12 protein-coding genes and 1 tRNA gene are annotated in these 15337 nt (G+C 41.5%); 12 read left to right on the top strand and 1 reads right to left on the bottom strand.

Features of this window, described 5'->3' with window-relative positions:
- Window positions 1-250: 250 nt before the first annotated feature.
- A tRNA-Leu gene (locus BUF11_RS12205) sits at window positions 251-334 on the bottom strand.
- 232 nt (window positions 335-566) lie between these two features.
- On the opposite strand from BUF11_RS12205, the gene BUF11_RS12200 reads away from it, so the two are divergent.
- From BUF11_RS12200 to BUF11_RS12145, 12 genes are all read left to right on the top strand, one after another.
- The gene (locus tag BUF11_RS12200; protein ID WP_073589143.1) at window positions 567-1121 is read left to right on the top strand and encodes a TetR/AcrR family transcriptional regulator C-terminal domain-containing protein; all 555 of its coding nucleotides are present in this window, start codon (window positions 567-569) and stop codon (window positions 1119-1121) included.
- Window positions 1122-1311: 190 nt separating this feature from the next.
- Window positions 1312-2697: a radical SAM protein gene (locus tag BUF11_RS12195; RefSeq protein WP_073589142.1), complete on the top strand. Its 1386-nt coding sequence runs from the start codon at window positions 1312-1314 to the stop codon at window positions 2695-2697.
- 25 nt (window positions 2698-2722) lie between these two features.
- The gene (locus BUF11_RS12190; RefSeq protein ID WP_073589141.1) at window positions 2723-3733 is read left to right on the top strand and encodes a lysylphosphatidylglycerol synthase transmembrane domain-containing protein; all 1011 of its coding nucleotides are present in this window, start codon (window positions 2723-2725) and stop codon (window positions 3731-3733) included.
- Window positions 3734-3912: 179 nt separating this feature from the next.
- The gene (locus BUF11_RS12185; RefSeq protein ID WP_073589140.1) at window positions 3913-4497 is read left to right on the top strand and encodes an anti-sigma factor family protein; all 585 of its coding nucleotides are present in this window, start codon (window positions 3913-3915) and stop codon (window positions 4495-4497) included.
- Window positions 4498-4548: 51 nt separating this feature from the next.
- Window positions 4549-7212 (top strand): DNA polymerase I, encoded by a 2664-nt coding sequence (gene polA, locus BUF11_RS12180; protein ID WP_073589139.1) that lies wholly within the window; start codon window positions 4549-4551, stop codon window positions 7210-7212.
- On the top strand, window positions 7181-7801 hold the full coding sequence (gene coaE / locus BUF11_RS12175) for a dephospho-CoA kinase (protein ID WP_084558629.1): 621 nt from the start codon (window positions 7181-7183) through the stop codon (window positions 7799-7801). Before polA ends, coaE begins: the two co-directional genes overlap by 32 nt.
- A gap of 32 nt (window positions 7802-7833) precedes the next feature.
- Window positions 7834-9942 carry a cell division FtsA domain-containing protein gene (locus tag BUF11_RS12170; protein WP_073589138.1) on the top strand — a complete coding sequence of 703 codons (2109 nt, stop codon included), beginning with the start codon at window positions 7834-7836 and terminating at the stop codon, window positions 9940-9942.
- A gap of 117 nt (window positions 9943-10059) precedes the next feature.
- Complete coding sequence (locus BUF11_RS12165; protein ID WP_073589137.1) at window positions 10060-10875, top strand: MBL fold metallo-hydrolase; 816 nt, start codon at window positions 10060-10062, stop codon at window positions 10873-10875.
- Window positions 10876-10909: 34 nt separating this feature from the next.
- A complete protein-coding gene (locus BUF11_RS12160; protein ID WP_073589136.1) occupies window positions 10910-11182 on the top strand; it encodes an ACT domain-containing protein in 273 nt (90 codons plus the stop codon).
- Window positions 11183-11233: 51 nt separating this feature from the next.
- A complete protein-coding gene (locus tag BUF11_RS12155) occupies window positions 11234-12598 on the top strand; it encodes a PFL family protein (RefSeq protein WP_073589135.1) in 1365 nt (454 codons plus the stop codon).
- A gap of 56 nt (window positions 12599-12654) precedes the next feature.
- Window positions 12655-14112, top strand: a complete 1458-nt coding sequence (locus BUF11_RS12150; RefSeq protein WP_073589134.1) for an aminoacyl-histidine dipeptidase — start codon at window positions 12655-12657, stop codon at window positions 14110-14112.
- A complete protein-coding gene (locus BUF11_RS12145; RefSeq protein WP_242952368.1) occupies window positions 14109-15308 on the top strand; it encodes a CapA family protein in 1200 nt (399 codons plus the stop codon). Before BUF11_RS12150 ends, BUF11_RS12145 begins: the two co-directional genes overlap by 4 nt.
- Window positions 15309-15337: the final 29 nt, after the last annotated feature.

Genomic DNA, 15337 nt, shown 5'->3' with positions numbered 1-15337 from the left:
CTCTATTACTCCTATATCTTCGGTTATAATCAAAGCCGCATTGTTTTCTATGTCAAGCACGTGCCATTCGTATCGGTCAAATACTATTTTATCTCCCGTCTGCATGTCTGCCTCCCGTACCTAATATAAATAACTTCCCTCGCATTATAGCCATAATAAGTGCCTAAGGTTGCGCTAAACTGATTATAGCATAATTTTAGATATGAAAAAAGACATAGCGTTTCCTTAGTGGAAAGCTATGTCTTTTTGATGCCGGTGGTGGGACTCGAACCCACACGCCCTCGCGGACAACGGATTTTGAGTCCGTCTCGTCTGCCAATTCCAACACACCGGCTTGCTGTTAATATGCTGTTTCATAGAGATTGTACATCTTGAACCAGCGAAAATTATTTTAACATAAATCCAGGCAGAAAGCAAGAAAAAAAATACACGATTTTATCTTAATTTACTATAAGAGGAAAGCATGGTAAAATAATACATTATATGAAGTATGCAAAAATCAGAAAGTTGTTATATCGTGCAGCTGTTGTAAAGCAGCATTTTTGAAATTGAGAGGAGGAAAACCATTGTCAGATTCCAATATAACAAAGAGAGCTCTTGCAGGTTCCTTAAAAGAGCTGCTGCAAGAAGAATCTTTTTCGAAAATAAGCGTTGCTAACATATGCGAAAAATGTGATATGAACCGGAAAAGTTTTTATTACCATTTCAAAGATAAATATGATCTTGTAAACTGGATTTACTATACCGAATTTTATGAGGTTGCAAAGAAGAAAAATTATAATACGGAATGGGAAGCCGTGGAGGATATCTGTCACTATTTCTACCAGAACAGAAACTTTTATCAGAAGGTATTGATGATAGAAGGGCAGAATTCATTTTCAAGTTATTTTAGGGAACTGCTTCTACCGGTTATATCAGAATATTTAAAGAATATATTCTACGAAAAAGAAAGCTGGAATTTTTATGTGGACTTTTTTGCCGATGCTTTCATTTTGGCTATTGAGCGCTGGCTCCAGGAAAAGGAGTGCATTCCCGCAGATAAGTTCATCCAGCTGTTGAAATCTTGCATCTGGCATACGGCTGAGAAGGTAATGCAAAATAAACCGGAAGACATTATATAGAAGATTCCATTAAAATATCATCTGGTTCTTTTTACTGTGAATGTAACATATTGGAATATCTGTCGTGTTTTGGGACAAAACACATAAGATGTCCAGTGAAATTTTTTAACTGTTTTATATAATAAAAGGGAATAAGTAAAACGTTAAGAAGCATATGGCACAGCCAGCAGAAAAGAAACAGGAGGATTGAATGATGGAACTAAAACATCAGGCAGTACGAAAAGCATACGGTATAGCAATTGACGGGGTACTGAAATACATCAATAAAGACAGGGAAAAGAACCTTTTAAAAATGGTGGACATATCGGAAAAATTTCTGGGTGATATTTTTAGGGAGGAATCATATGAAAGTGCCAGGAGTTTGATTCGTGACAGAGATGGAAAGTGGATGCAGTATGTTAACCGTGCTCTGGATGAATTGAATCCCCATGTGATAAAAGTATCAGCCTTAAACCTTGGTTTTGAATCTGCTTTTGGCGGCTATAAAAAGTCCCTGGAAATGGAGAAAAAGCACCAGTGCAATATTCCATGGATTATTCTTATGGATCCTACCAGTGCCTGCAATCTGCACTGTACCGGCTGCTGGGCAGCGGAGTATGGACACCGCATGAATCTTACCTACGAAGAAATGGACAGTGTTATTACACAGGGGAAGGAAATCGGAATATATTTCTATATGTATACCGGCGGAGAGCCGCTGATTAGGAAAGAAGATATTATAAGTCTTTGTGAAAAGCATAAAGATTGCGCCTTTCATGCCTTTACTAACGGAACTCTGATTGATGAAGAGTTCTGCCGTGAAGCGGTACGTGTCGGAAATCTGTCATTTTCCTTAAGCCTGGAAGGATTTGAAGAGGTTAATGACGGAAGAAGAGGCGGCGGAACCTATCAGAAGGTCATGGCAGCAATGGATTTAATGAAAAAATACGGATTGCTTTTTGGAACCTCCATCTGCTATACCAGTCATAATATAGAAGAAGTATCCTCAGATGAATTTCTGGATATAATTATAGAAAAAGGCTGCCGTTTTACCTGGTATTTTCATTATATGCCTGTGGGGAATGATGCCTCGGAAGAATTGCTGCCATCAAAAGAACAAAGGGAGTATATGTATAACAGAGTCCGGGAAATTCGCGGAAAAGAAGGCGGAAAGCAGATTTTTGCAATGGATTTTCAAAATGACGGCGAGTTTGTGGGAGGATGTATTGCAGGCGGAAGACGTTACTGCCATATTAACCCCAATGGGGATGTGGAGCCCTGTGTGTTCATCCATTATTCAGGTGCCAATATACGGGAAAAGAGCCTGTTAGAATGCCTGAAGCAGCCGTTGTTTCTGGAATACCGAAAAGGGCAGCCCTTTAATAATAATCATTTAAGGCCCTGTCCGATGTTAGAAAATCCCGAATATCTAAAGGAAATGGTCAGCCGGACATGTGCCAAGTCAACAGATATGCAATCTCCGGAAGAAGTGGAGCATTTGTGCGGGAAATGTGCCAGATATTCCCGGGAATGGGAACCGGCAGCAGAAGAACTCTGGGAACAGAGAAAGGAAAAAAAGATGGAAAAAGTAATATGAAACGGAAAATGGATACATTACAGGTATGAAAATTGAAAGTATCAATAAGAAATGGATAAAGAAAGCTTTGGCAGGAATCCTTATAGGCATTGCCGTATTTATCAGCAGAAATTTAATTTATGAAGGACTGTTGGAAATGCGGAATATCTCTCTTGTCAAGATTATAGTAATTTGTTTGTTATCCCTCTGCTATATGACAGCAGAGGGAGTTGTCGTAAAACAGGTAGCAGGGAAGCATGTCCAGAGGATGTCAATTTACAAGTGTCTGGAGTGTGCTTTTTATTGCGCTTTTTTACGCATTGCCACCTTTGGAAGCGGAGCAGGGCTGGGTGAAATCTATTACCTTCATGAAGCGGGAATAAAGACAGCAAAGGCAACCGGCATAAGCCTCATTCAATATATGCTGCATAAAATAACCATAGTCCTCTATGGGACAGCAGGCTTTATTCTGCTGTTTCCTGTTATCAGGCGTTTTAATGGAAATCTTACTCCCTATATGGTGTCAGCGATTGCCATAACAGTGGGGATTGTTGCGGGAATTGTTTTTATTTCCTTACCGACAAAAAGCTCCCGGGCGGTGCTTACAGCGTTTCCCAGACTAGGAAAAGGGCACAAAAAATGGCAGGATAGAATAAACCGGCTGACAGAGCAGGCAAGAGTTTTGCAGGAAGCTTCCGGGGAATTTATAAAAGAAAAGAAAAGGCTGGCGCGGATACTTTTTCTGGACTTTTTTAAGTTTACCTGCTGGTATCTGATTCCTTTCGTCATTTATGGAAGCGATACCGGACTTACGGTGGGGGAAATGCTGGTCTTAACGGCCTTAACCAATATGCTGGCGGGAGTGATACCGGTTCCCAGCGGGCTTGGAGCCCTTGAGGCTGTATTTGTTATTGTCTATTCCCCTATCCTGGGAGAGCAGCGTTCCGTCTCTCTGGCGCTGGTATACAGGCTTGTTACCACATTGTTACCGTTTTTAATTGGAAGTGTTATTGCATGGAATTTAGGAAGAACCAACATAAAGGAGATACCGGATTGAAGGAAAATTCAGTCCGGTATTCTTTTTTCTTAAGGTAGCCGGACTTTTCTGTGAAGGAATTAGAAAGTATGGTTGAAACATTATTAAAAAAAGGGTAAAATAAATAATTAAACATATAGTTTTATTGTCCAATGATACAAGCTGTGTCCCATTGCAGCATCTGAAAGGTATGGAAGAAAATGAACTGTTTGGAAGTTCAAAGGCTTATGATGCCTTTTATTGATAACAAATTAAGTATGGAGCAGCTGGAAGAATTTATGCAGCATATCAAATCCTGCCCGGATTGCATGGAAGAACTTGAGGTTCATTATATTCTCTTAACCGGTATGAGGCGTTTGGATGCAGATAAGGAATTGGCAGATAATTTCCACGAGGACTTTATCGAAATGATTAATGAAAATGAGGAAAAGATTGTACATTATAAATTTTCCCATATAAGAAAGCGGATTATTCTGATACTTATCATATCCGCTGCGGCAATAGCCTCCAGCTTTCATATAGGTGAATATGTAGTGCAGGATGTTCTGATGGAACCAAAGACCAGTAACTTTCTTGCGCAGGATTTGTTTTTTGCGGATTTTTCGGGCTATAGGGATCAGAATTTAAGCAACGTTCCGGGAGCTGTCTTTTCCGGCAGGATTATGTTCCAATTGGATGATATATACGGTTATCTTGAGGAAAAGGATGAAGACGGGGCAAAGCTCCTGAAAGAAAAATTCCAGGGACATTTTAATAAGTCGGGGCCTTACAGGCAAAAATGGTAAAGGATATGTGCAAAGATAAGAAAAATAACAAAGTGAAGAAATGAGGTTTTCATGAGCAAAAAAATCGTATTGATTGACGGACACAGTATATTAAACAGAGCCTTTTATGCCCTTCCGGTGCTGACAAATTCCGAGGGGTTGTATACAAATGCGGTATTGGGCTTTCTGAATATTTTATTCAAGATATTGGATGAGGAAAAGCCGGATTATCTGACGATTGCTTTTGATGTTCACCAGCCTACCTTCCGCCATGAGATGTATGCGGAGTACAAAGGCACCAGAAAAGCCATGCCGGAAGAACTAAGGGGACAGGTTCCTTTATTAAAAGAGGTCTTAAAGGCGATGAAGATATCCATTCTGGAAAAGGGCGGATATGAAGCAGATGATATTCTTGGAACCCTGGCAGTAAGAGCGGAAAGGGAAGGATATGAGGTATCCGTAGTATCCGGTGACAGAGACTTGCTGCAATTAGCAACAGATACAATTAAAATACGTATCCCTAAGACAAAAAAGGGCGGTACGGAGATTGAAAATTATAACACCAAGGATGTAATGGAAACCTATGGTGTAACACCGAAGGAATTTATTGATATGAAAGCACTCATGGGAGATGCTTCCGATAATATACCGGGCGTACCGGGAATTGGAGAAAAAACAGCAGCAAAGATCATTATGTCCTTTAGCTCCATTGAAAATGCGTATGCGCATATTGATGAAGTAACACCGAATAAGGCCAGGGAATCTATGATAAATAACCGGGAGCAGGCTTATCTAAGCAAGACCCTTGCAACGATAAAGACGGACTGTGAAGTCGATTACCGGATAGAAGACGCAGATTATCAGGAGATTTATAATGAAGATGCCTACAATTACTTTAAAAGGCTGGAACTTAAAAGCCTGTTAAATCGTTTTTCCGGTGTGAATGCTTCCAATGCAAAGAGTAAGAAAGAGGAAGAAACGAAATTTGAGACTATAACAGGAAAGAAAAAGGCTGGGGAGATATTTGATGCGGCAGTTAAGGTATCCGGGAGCGGCCCTGTTGGCTTTTATCTGATAACAGAGGGAGAAGTATTGGGACTGGCCCTTTCTTTTGGAGAGGATACCTGCCTTCTTCTTGCAGCGGAAGAAGCGGAAGCCTTAAGCGGACAAGACATAACAGCAGGCCTTGGCAGGCTCCTGGCAGCGGGAAAGTCTTTCGCTACCCTCCATTTAAAAGAGCAGCTTGTCTTTTTGCCGGAAGAGGTAAGAGAGGGAATAGATGACATTGCCATAGCAGCGTATCTGTTAAATCCTCTTCAGTCCTCTTATGAATGTGATGATATTGCCAGGGATTATCTAAAGCTTACCCTGCCCTCACAGGCAGAGATTTTTGGAAAGGGATCCTTAAAGGAATTCCTAAAGCTTAAGAAGGAGGAAAGTACAGCCTTTTTCTGTAATTATGCTTATACTGCTCTAAAGGCAATGCCCCTTGTTCTGGAGGAATTAAGACTGAAAGGGATGGACTCCCTTTATAATACCATTGAAATGCCTCTGGTGTACGCCCTGTATGACATGGAGCAAAGAGGCATAAAGGTTAACAAGGAAGAGTTAAAGGAATATGGGGACAAGTTAACAGTTGGAATTAACAGGCTGGAAAAGGAAATATATGAAATGGCCGGGGAAGAATTTAATATCAATTCCCCCAAGCAGCTAGGTGTTATCCTTTTTGAGAAGCTTCATCTTCCCAATGGCAAAAAGACCAAGACAGGTTATTCTACTTCTGCGGAAGTGTTAGAAAAGCTTCAGTCCGAAGAGCCGATTGTCGGAAAGATATTAGAATACCGTCAGCTGACCAAGCTAAAGTCCACCTATGCAGACGGACTGGCAGTCTATATCAGTAATGACGGAAGGATACACGGAAAATTTCATCAGACTATTGCTGCAACAGGACGTATCAGCAGTACGGAACCCAATCTTCAGAATATTCCCATCCGTATGGAACTGGGAAGAGAAATCAGAAAGGTATTTATACCGGAAGAAGGGTATGTGTTCCTGGATGCAGACTATTCCCAGATTGAGCTTAGGGTACTTGCCCATATGTCCGGAGATGAGAGGTTAATTGAAGCTTATAAGGAGAATCAGGATATTCACCGTATAACGGCTTCTTTGGTATTTCACACTCCTTTTGAAGAGGTTACTTCGGAACAAAGGCGCGCTGCCAAGGCAGTTAATTTCGGAATAGTATACGGAATCAGTTCCTTCGGACTGGGACAGGGTTTGAATATATCCAGAAAAGAAGCCGAAGACTACATTAACCGGTATTTTGACACCTATCCCGGGGTGAAGACCTTTTTGGACGAATTGGTAAATGAAGGGAAGACCGAAGGGTATGTGACTACCTTGTATGGCAGAAGAAGACCCATACCGGAGCTTACTTCTTCCAATTTTATGACCCGTTCCTTTGGAGAAAGAGTGGCAATGAATTCACCGATTCAGGGAACGGCAGCGGATATTATAAAGATTGCCATGATACGTGTAAATGAGAAGCTGAAAGCATTAAAACTCCGCTCAAGACTGATTCTGCAAATCCATGATGAACTTTTAATCGAAGCTCACAAGGAGGAAGCAGAAGAGGTAAGGAAGCTGTTAAAGGAAGAAATGCAGAATGCGGCAGAGTTGCTCGTAACTTTAGAGGTGGACGTCAATGAAGGACCTAACTGGTATGAAGCAAAATAAAGAAGTAAAGGTAATCGGACTTACCGGCGGCATCGGAAGCGGCAAATCCGAAGCCGCCAGGATACTGGTAGAAGCTTATGGAGCTCTGCTGTTAAATACAGACCGTATTGCCCATGATTTTATGGAGAAGGGCGGAATATCCTATGAGCTGATTGTAGAGTACTTCGGAAAAGGTATCCTGGATGCGGAAGGTAAGATTGACAGGGGGAAGTTAGGAAGAGAAGTCTATCAGAACCCGGCAAAGCTGAAAGTGCTGAATTCCTTTACACATCCGCCTGTAATGGAATATGTGCGGAATAAAATCAAAGAGGCAAAAGAGGGAGGTTCCTATCCGTTTATTTGTGTGGAAACAGCCCTTCCAAGGGAAGCAGCCCTTGACGATTTTTGTGATGAAATATGGTATGTAAATGCTGAAAAGGAAGTAAGAAAAGAAAGACTTCAAAATTCCAGGAATTTTAATTCGGATAAATTCGAACAGGTGCTTAAAAACCAGTTTTCAGAAGAGGAATACAAGAAAATAAGTACCCATATTCTCACCAATAATGATACTTTGGAGAATTTAAAGGATCAGATAGACAAATTGCTATAAAGGAAGCAGCTACTTTACGGAGGGCACAAAAGATGGTAAATAAAAGATACCCGGAACATCTGGTTTTTGGCCTGGATATTGGAACCAGGAGTATAGTGGGCACAGTGGGTTATAAGGAGGGCAGGCAATTTATCGTGGTAGCCCAGTGCGTCAGGGAACATGAAACCCGTGCCATGCTGGACGGGCAGATTCATGATATTTTTAAGGTGGCAGAAACCATTGAGGAAGTAAAGAAGGAATTGGAAGAACAGGTGGGAAGGCGGCTTACGGATGTTTGTATTGCCGCTGCGGGACGTGTTCTTAAGACTGTGACGGTAGAAGCAGAATATGAATTTTCTGCGGAAACCGTGGTAAATGAAGAACATGTGCATTCACTGGACTTAATCGGTGTGGAGAAAGCCTATGAAACCCTGCGTCAGGAGATGAAGGAGGAGAAAATTCATTTTTACTGCGTGGGTTATTCGGTTATCCAATATTATCTCAATGGTTATTCTATTGGAAAATTAGAGGGGCATAAAGCCAACCGCGTCGGAACCCACCTTATAACGACCTTTCTCCCGGATGAGGTTATAGACAGCCTCTATGCTGCGGTGGAAAAGGCCGGTCTTTATGTTGCCAATCTGACCTTGGAGCCCATTGCTGCCATTAATGTTGCCATTCCGGAAAAGTTCCGTCTTTTAAACATTGCTATGATAGACGTGGGAGCGGGAACTTCCGATATTTCCATTACAAAGGATGGAAGCATCATCTCCTACGGTATGATCCCAAGAGCGGGGGATGAGATAACAGAGGCAGTTGCAAGACGGTATCTGGTGGATTTTAAGACGGCAGAGACAATCAAACAAGCCTGCCTAAGAAAGAAAAAGGTTACCTATAAGGATATTATGGGGTTAAGCCAGAAGACAACCACAGAAGAGGTTATTGAAGAATTAAGACCTACGGTAGAGAGTATTACAGAATGTGTTGCAGATAAGATTATCGAATTAAATGGAGGAAAAGCTGTCAGTGCGGTATTTGTAGTAGGGGGAGGCGGCAAGATACCGGGATTTACGGAAAGCCTTGCAAAATATCTGGACCTGAACAAGGACAGGGTAGCCTTAAGAGGAGAAGAAGTACTGGGGGATGTTACCTTCCTGCAGGAAAATATCAAGAAAGACCCCCTGCTTGTGACACCTGTGGGTATTTGCCTTAACTTTTATGACCAGAAGAATAATTTTATTCTGGTACAGGTAAACGGTGACAGGGTAAAGCTTTATGACAACAGTAAGCTCACAGTGGCAGATACAGCTATTCAGACAGGACTTCCCAATGAGAACTTGTTCCCCAGAAGAGGAAGAGCATTAAATTATACGGTAAATGGCGTTAAACGCCTGACCAGAGGGGAATTAGGAGAAGCTGCCCAGATAAAATTAAATGGTGAAATCGTTGGTATCAGCCACAGCATTGAGCAGAATGATATCATTGAAATCATAGAATCCACAGTAGGAGCAGATGCAAAAATCAGGGTGGGAGAGCTTACGGAATATAAGAGTAATATTACCTTTTGGTTTAACGGTACCAAGATTCTTTGCCCTAAATTTGCTGCGGTTAATAAAGAACTGGTTACAGAATTTTATGAGCTTCAGGACGGAGACTCCGTTGAAATCTTAAATTACTATACCTTAAAGCAGGTCTTGGAGTTTATGGATATTTCTTATACCGGAACTATCTATGTAAATAATATGCCTGCAGGTGAAGAAGAAAAGATATATGAGAACTTTTCCATAAGATGTGAGATTTACGATTCCCTGGAGGCTATGAGGGCGGCAGAAAGGCTTAAGAATGAATATTCTTTTGAAGCTGCGGCAGAAGAAGACGGGGAGGATGAGGAAGAAAGGGATACTGAATTTTCAAAGCAACCCATTTCTTTGGCCGAAATCAAAGCGGATGATGCCGCCGATATTTATATTATTGTAAACAGAGAGCCAGTGAAGTTAACGGGTAAGAAGCAGTATATCTTTGTGGATGTATTTGATTTTTATCCCTTTGATCTGACAAAGGTAGGAGGCTCGGAGCTTATTATAACTTTAAACGGGGAGCAGGCGGATTTTACAGCTCCCCTTAAGGACAGTGATATTGTTGAACTTTATTGGAAAGAATAATTTTATTGACAAACTGGAAAGAATAAGGGATACTTTTCATGAGTTACATAAAGAAGATAAGACTTTCGCTTTAAGAGCTTAGGCCATGCTTCGAACGGGAAGAAATGGAGATAAATTATGAAGTTATGCAGTCTGGCAAGCGGCAGCAGCGGCAATTGTACCTTTGTCGGAAGCAGCCATGCCAATATACTCGTGGATGCCGGAGTCAGCGGGAAAAGGATAGAATATGGATTAAGCTGTATTGATGTCAAGCCGGCTGATTTAGAAGGAATCTTAATAACCCATGAACATTCCGACCATATACAGGGAATCGGAGTATTAGCAAGGCGCTATCATACACCGATTTACGGTACAAGGGAAACTCTTTTAGCTATCAGCAGAATGAAGAATATGGGAGACATTCCGTCAGAACTCTTTCGCCCGGTATTACCGGATGAAGGTTTTTATATAAGTGATATCTTAGTGGAGCCTTTTAGTACCTCCCATGATGCGATTAATCCGGTGTGCTATACTTTTACTTCGGAAGGGCATAAAATCGGCATGGCGACGGACCTTGGTGTTTATGATGATTATATTGTATCAAAGCTGTCAGGTTCCGAAATCCTTCTGATGGAGGCTAACCATGATGAAAATATGTTGTTGGCAGGAGCATATCCCTATTATTTAAAGCAGAGAATATTAGGAGAAAGAGGGCATCTCTCCAATGAGAATTCAGGAAGGCTTCTTGGCAGTATTCTTCATGACAAGATCTGCCATATCACCCTTGCCCATTTAAGCAAAGAGAATAATTTCGAGGATCTGGCATATGAAACCGTAAAGCTTGAATTAAATAAGGTGATTTCACAAAATGCCTTTTCATTAAAAACAGATTCTTTGCTAAGCGTTGCCAAAAGGGATGTTCCGTCGGAAATGCTTTGTACACTAACTACATAATAAGAATATTACAATATTCAGGAAAGAGGTAATCATGAAAAAAACAATCATATCCGTTCTGGGAAAAGATCAGGTTGGAATTATTGCAAAGGTTTGCACCTATCTTGCCGGAAATAAAATCAATATTATGGATATTTCACAGACAATTGTTAAGGGCTACTTTAATATGATGATGATTGTAGACGCTAACGAGGCCACTAAGAGCTTTGATGTTATTGCCACGGAGCTTGAGGAACTGGGAAAGGAAATCGGCGTCGTTATAAAGGCCCAGCATGAAGATATCTTTAACATGATGCACAGACTCTAAAATTATTGGTAATTTTGTACGCGTGCTAAAACACGCAGATGGGAGCCAAACATGATTGACATAAATGAGGTTATTGAAACGAATAAAATGATTGAACAGGAAAATCTGGATGTCAGAACTATAACCCTTGGAATAAGCCTGTTGGATTGTGCCGATAATAACCTGGAGGTATTAAATAAAAAGATATATAATAAGATAACAACGGTAGCAAAGGACCTGGTAACTACCGGAAAGGCTATCGAAAGAGAATTCGGAATACCGATTGTGAATAAGAGAATATCCGTAACGCCTATTGCATTGGTGGGAAGCAGTGCCTGCAAATCACCGGAGGATTACGTAACCATAGCAAAGACACTGGATGAAGCGGCCAAGGTGGTGGGAGTTAACTTTATAGGCGGCTATTCTGCACTGGTATCCAAAGGAATGACCGCAGGCGACCGGCATTTGATTCAGTCCATACCTGAGGCACTTTCTGTAACGGAGAGGGTATGCTCTTCTGTTAACGTGGGCTCTACCAAAACAGGTATTGATATGGATGCCGTTAAGCTCCTCGGGGAGATTATTTTAAAGACTGCGGAATACACGAAGGAGAGGGATTCTATCGGTTGTGCCAAGCTGGTGGTATTCTGCAATGCACCGGATGATAATCCGTTTATGGCAGGTGCTTTTCATGGTGTGACAGAGGGTGATGCTGTCATTAATGTTGGTGTCAGCGGGCCGGGAGTTGTAAAAAATGCCTTAAAGCGTGTAAAAGGGGCCGATTTTGAAACTCTGTGCGAAACAGTAAAAACAACTGCTTTTAAGATTACAAGAGTTGGACAGCTGGTTGCAAAGGAAGCCTCCAAGAGACTGAATATTCCTTTTGGTATCATAGACCTTTCTCTGGCACCTACTCCTGCTGTTGGTGATAGTATTGCGGAGATTTTTGAAGAAATGGGACTTGAACAGGCAGGTGCACCGGGAACTACGGCAGCGTTGGCTTTGCTTAATGATAACGTGAAAAAGGGCGGGGTTATGGCCTCCTCCTATGTTGGCGGATTAAGCGGTGCTTTTATACCTGTCAGTGAAGACAGAGGTATGATTGAGGCGGTCCAATCAGGCGCATTGACTCTTGAAAAGCTGGAAGCCATGACCTGTGTCTGCTCCGTTGGACTTGACATGATAGCAATACCGGGAGATACAAAGGCAACAACCATTTCAGGAATCATAGCAGATGAGATGGCAATCGGCATGATAAATCAAAAGACAACAGCTGTGAGGCTGATACCTGTAATTGGGAAAAAAGTTGGTGATATGGTAGAATTCGGAGGACTCTTAGGATATGCACCGGTTATGCCGGTGAACCGTTTTTCCTGTGATGACTTTATTAACCGGGGCGGAAGAATACCGGCACCTATTCACAGCTTTAAGAATTAAAGAAAATTTTTAAGGATTATTCAATCAAAAATTGAATAGTCAGAAAAGAGGTTGTTATGAATCAGACATTACAAGAACTTGACTATAAAAAGGTATTTCATTACTTTACTGAGATTTCAGCAGTTCCAAGAGGCTCCAAGCATAATACTGCAATCAGCAATTACCTGGTAGAGTATGCCAAAAGTAAGGGTATAACCTACAGACAGGATGAATATGAGAATGTGGTAATGATAAAGGAAGCCACACCTGGCTATGAAAATGCACCTGCGTTAATTTTACAGGGGCATATGGACATGGTTTGTGAAAAGACCAATGACTGTACCCATGATTTTTTAGCAGAAGGTATTGAACTGTTTGTAGACGGCGACCTGATACATGCTGACCGCACCACCTTAGGAGGGGATGACGGTGTAGCACTTGCCTATATTCTTGCTCTTTTTGATGATGATACCCTTAAGCATCCGAGACTGGAAGCTATTATAACCACCGATGAGGAAACCGGCATGGATGGAGCTATCGGACTTGACGTATCGGATTTAAAGGGGAAACTTCTGTTAAATATTGACTCGGAAGGGGAAGGGACGCTTCTCACCAGTTCTGCAGGAGGACTGACAGCAACCTGTGAATTACCGCTTAAGAGAATCACAAAGAAGGGTCTTAAGGTGATAATAGCCATATCGGATTTACAGGGTGGACATTCCGGCGCAGAGATTCATAAAAACCGTGTCAATGCTACAAAATTAATGGCAAGGCTCTTGTTTGAATTAAGAGAAGCTATGGATTATTGCCTGGAAGAATATAACGGCGGTCTTAAAGATAATGCCATACCAAGGGATTCCAAGGCAGAAATTGTGATTGAGGAAGACGAGTATGACCGTTTTGCTGATATTCTTGGAGGCTTATCCAGAAAATATAAAAATGAATTCATTACCAATGAGCCGGAGCTTACCGTTGGAGTTATGAAGGGAGAAGAGGGCGAATATAAGGTACTTCATCCGACTTCCTTTGAAAAGCTGCTGTTTATCTTGTTAAATACGCCAAATGGAGTGCAGAGTATGAGCAGTGCTATTCCGGGACTTGTAGAAAGCTCCTTAAATCTTGGAATATTCCATATGGAAGATGAAAAAGCAGTTATTTGTTTTTCTGTTCGAAGCTCTGTAAACAGTTATAAGGAATTCATAAGCAAACAGCTTGCCTATATTTGTGAATTCATGGGCGGGGAATTTGTAGTAAGAGGGCAGTATCCTGCCTGGGAATTTAAAAAAGACTCTCCTTTCAGGGAATACCTTTCCAAGGTATTTGAAGAGGAATACAAAAAAGAACCCAAATTAGAAGCCATCCATGCAGGACTGGAATGCAGCTTTTTTGCCGAAAAAGTTCCGGGCATTGACATGGTAGCTTTAGGACCTGATATGTGGGATATCCATACGCCTAAAGAAAGGCTAAGCTTATCCTCTGCGGTCAGAGTTTATAAATATGTTGAAAAAGTAATCGAGGGAATGAAGAATCTATGAGTAAAAAAAAGATGTACCGTCTCCTGGCTTTTGTTCTCATAACATTTAGCTTACTGGCAGTGGTATTATGCTATGAGATAAAGATTTATTCATGGGGCAGGGAAGGAAGAAACAATTCCATAGAGGGAGACGTGGCATCTGTGTCCGGGCAGGCAGGTAATGTAACTGCCGCCCCGGATAAAGTGAAAGACAATGAAAAAGGAACAGAAGAACCCGCCCCCTCTGCTACGCCGGCACCTGCTGATACGGAAGAAGAAAAGGATATCAATCTGTTTTTTGCCGGGGATATTTATTTATCCGATGCGGTAGCAGGTATCTATAAGAAGCAGGGGATAGAAGGGATTGTTGATAATAAGCTTTTAGCAGCCATGAAAGATGCCGATATTGCTATGGTGAACCAGGAGTTTACTTTTAGCAATAGAGGAAAGGCGGCAGAGGACAAACAGTATACTTTTCGGGTGAATCCGGATTATGTGACTGCCTTTCAGGATATGGGGATTGATATTGTGACCCTTGCCAACAATCATTCCATGGATTTTGGAACCACGGCACTTAAGGATTCCTTTAGTACCTTGTCAGCAGCAGGAATATCCTATGTTGGTGCCGGCAATAATCTTTCAGAGGCCAGAAATATTCATTATGCGAAAGAGCATGGAAAGACGCTGGCTTTTCTGGCAGCATCCAGAGTTATCCCGGTACCAGAGTGGAATGCTACGGGCAGTAAGGCAGGAATGCTTACCACCTACGACCCTGCGTTTTTACTGGAGGATATTAAGACTGCAAAGGAAAACAGTGATTATGTAATTGTTTATCTGCACTGGGGAATTGAGAGGGATGAGAAGCCAAAAGATTATCAAAGAAATCTTGCCAGGCAGTACATAGATGCCGGGGCTGATATGGTAATCGGAAGCCATCCCCATGTACTTCAGGGAGTAGAATATTACAACGGAAAACCTATTATTTACAGCCTGGGTAATTATATCTTTTACAGCAATATTAAAAGCACAGCCGTATTAAAAGTAACTTTAGATGAAAAACTGGATGCGAAGATACAGCTGCTTCCGGCATATGCCGCTAACGGAAAGACGCAGCTGATTGACAATCCCGAAAAAATCCGTGAATTTTATGAGTATATGAAGAGCATATCCTTTGATGTAAGCTTTGAAGAATCAGGGTATGTTATGGCCCGCCAATAGTTTTACATAATTTACGCTATAGGAGCTGT

Source organism: Anaerocolumna xylanovorans DSM 12503 (assembly GCF_900143645.1).
In the GTDB taxonomy this organism is placed as follows: domain Bacteria; phylum Bacillota; class Clostridia; order Lachnospirales; family Lachnospiraceae; genus Anaerocolumna; species Anaerocolumna xylanovorans.
The sequence above is the reverse complement of the archived record's forward strand: the minus strand, read 5'-3'. Positions and strand labels throughout refer to the sequence as shown.

Excerpts from the sequence above, each read along its gene's own strand:
- BUF11_RS12195 (WP_073589142.1), top strand. The coding sequence starts at position 1,312 with ATGATGGAACTAAAACATCAGGCAGTACGAAAAGCATACGGTATAGCA.
- BUF11_RS12190 (WP_073589141.1), top strand. The coding sequence starts at position 2,723 with ATGAAAATTGAAAGTATCAATAAGAAATGGATAAAGAAAGCTTTGGCA.
- BUF11_RS12185 (WP_073589140.1), top strand. The coding sequence starts at position 3,913 with ATGAACTGTTTGGAAGTTCAAAGGCTTATGATGCCTTTTATTGATAAC.
- polA (WP_073589139.1), top strand. The coding sequence starts at position 4,549 with ATGAGCAAAAAAATCGTATTGATTGACGGACACAGTATATTAAACAGA.
- coaE (WP_084558629.1), top strand. The coding sequence starts at position 7,181 with ATGAAGGACCTAACTGGTATGAAGCAAAATAAAGAAGTAAAGGTAATC.
- BUF11_RS12170 (WP_073589138.1), top strand. The coding sequence starts at position 7,834 with ATGGTAAATAAAAGATACCCGGAACATCTGGTTTTTGGCCTGGATATT.
- BUF11_RS12165 (WP_073589137.1), top strand. The coding sequence starts at position 10,060 with ATGAAGTTATGCAGTCTGGCAAGCGGCAGCAGCGGCAATTGTACCTTT.
- BUF11_RS12160 (WP_073589136.1), top strand. The coding sequence starts at position 10,910 with ATGAAAAAAACAATCATATCCGTTCTGGGAAAAGATCAGGTTGGAATT.
- BUF11_RS12155 (WP_073589135.1), top strand. The coding sequence starts at position 11,234 with ATGATTGACATAAATGAGGTTATTGAAACGAATAAAATGATTGAACAG.
- BUF11_RS12150 (WP_073589134.1), top strand. The coding sequence starts at position 12,655 with ATGAATCAGACATTACAAGAACTTGACTATAAAAAGGTATTTCATTAC.
- BUF11_RS12145 (WP_242952368.1), top strand. The coding sequence starts at position 14,109 with ATGAGTAAAAAAAAGATGTACCGTCTCCTGGCTTTTGTTCTCATAACA.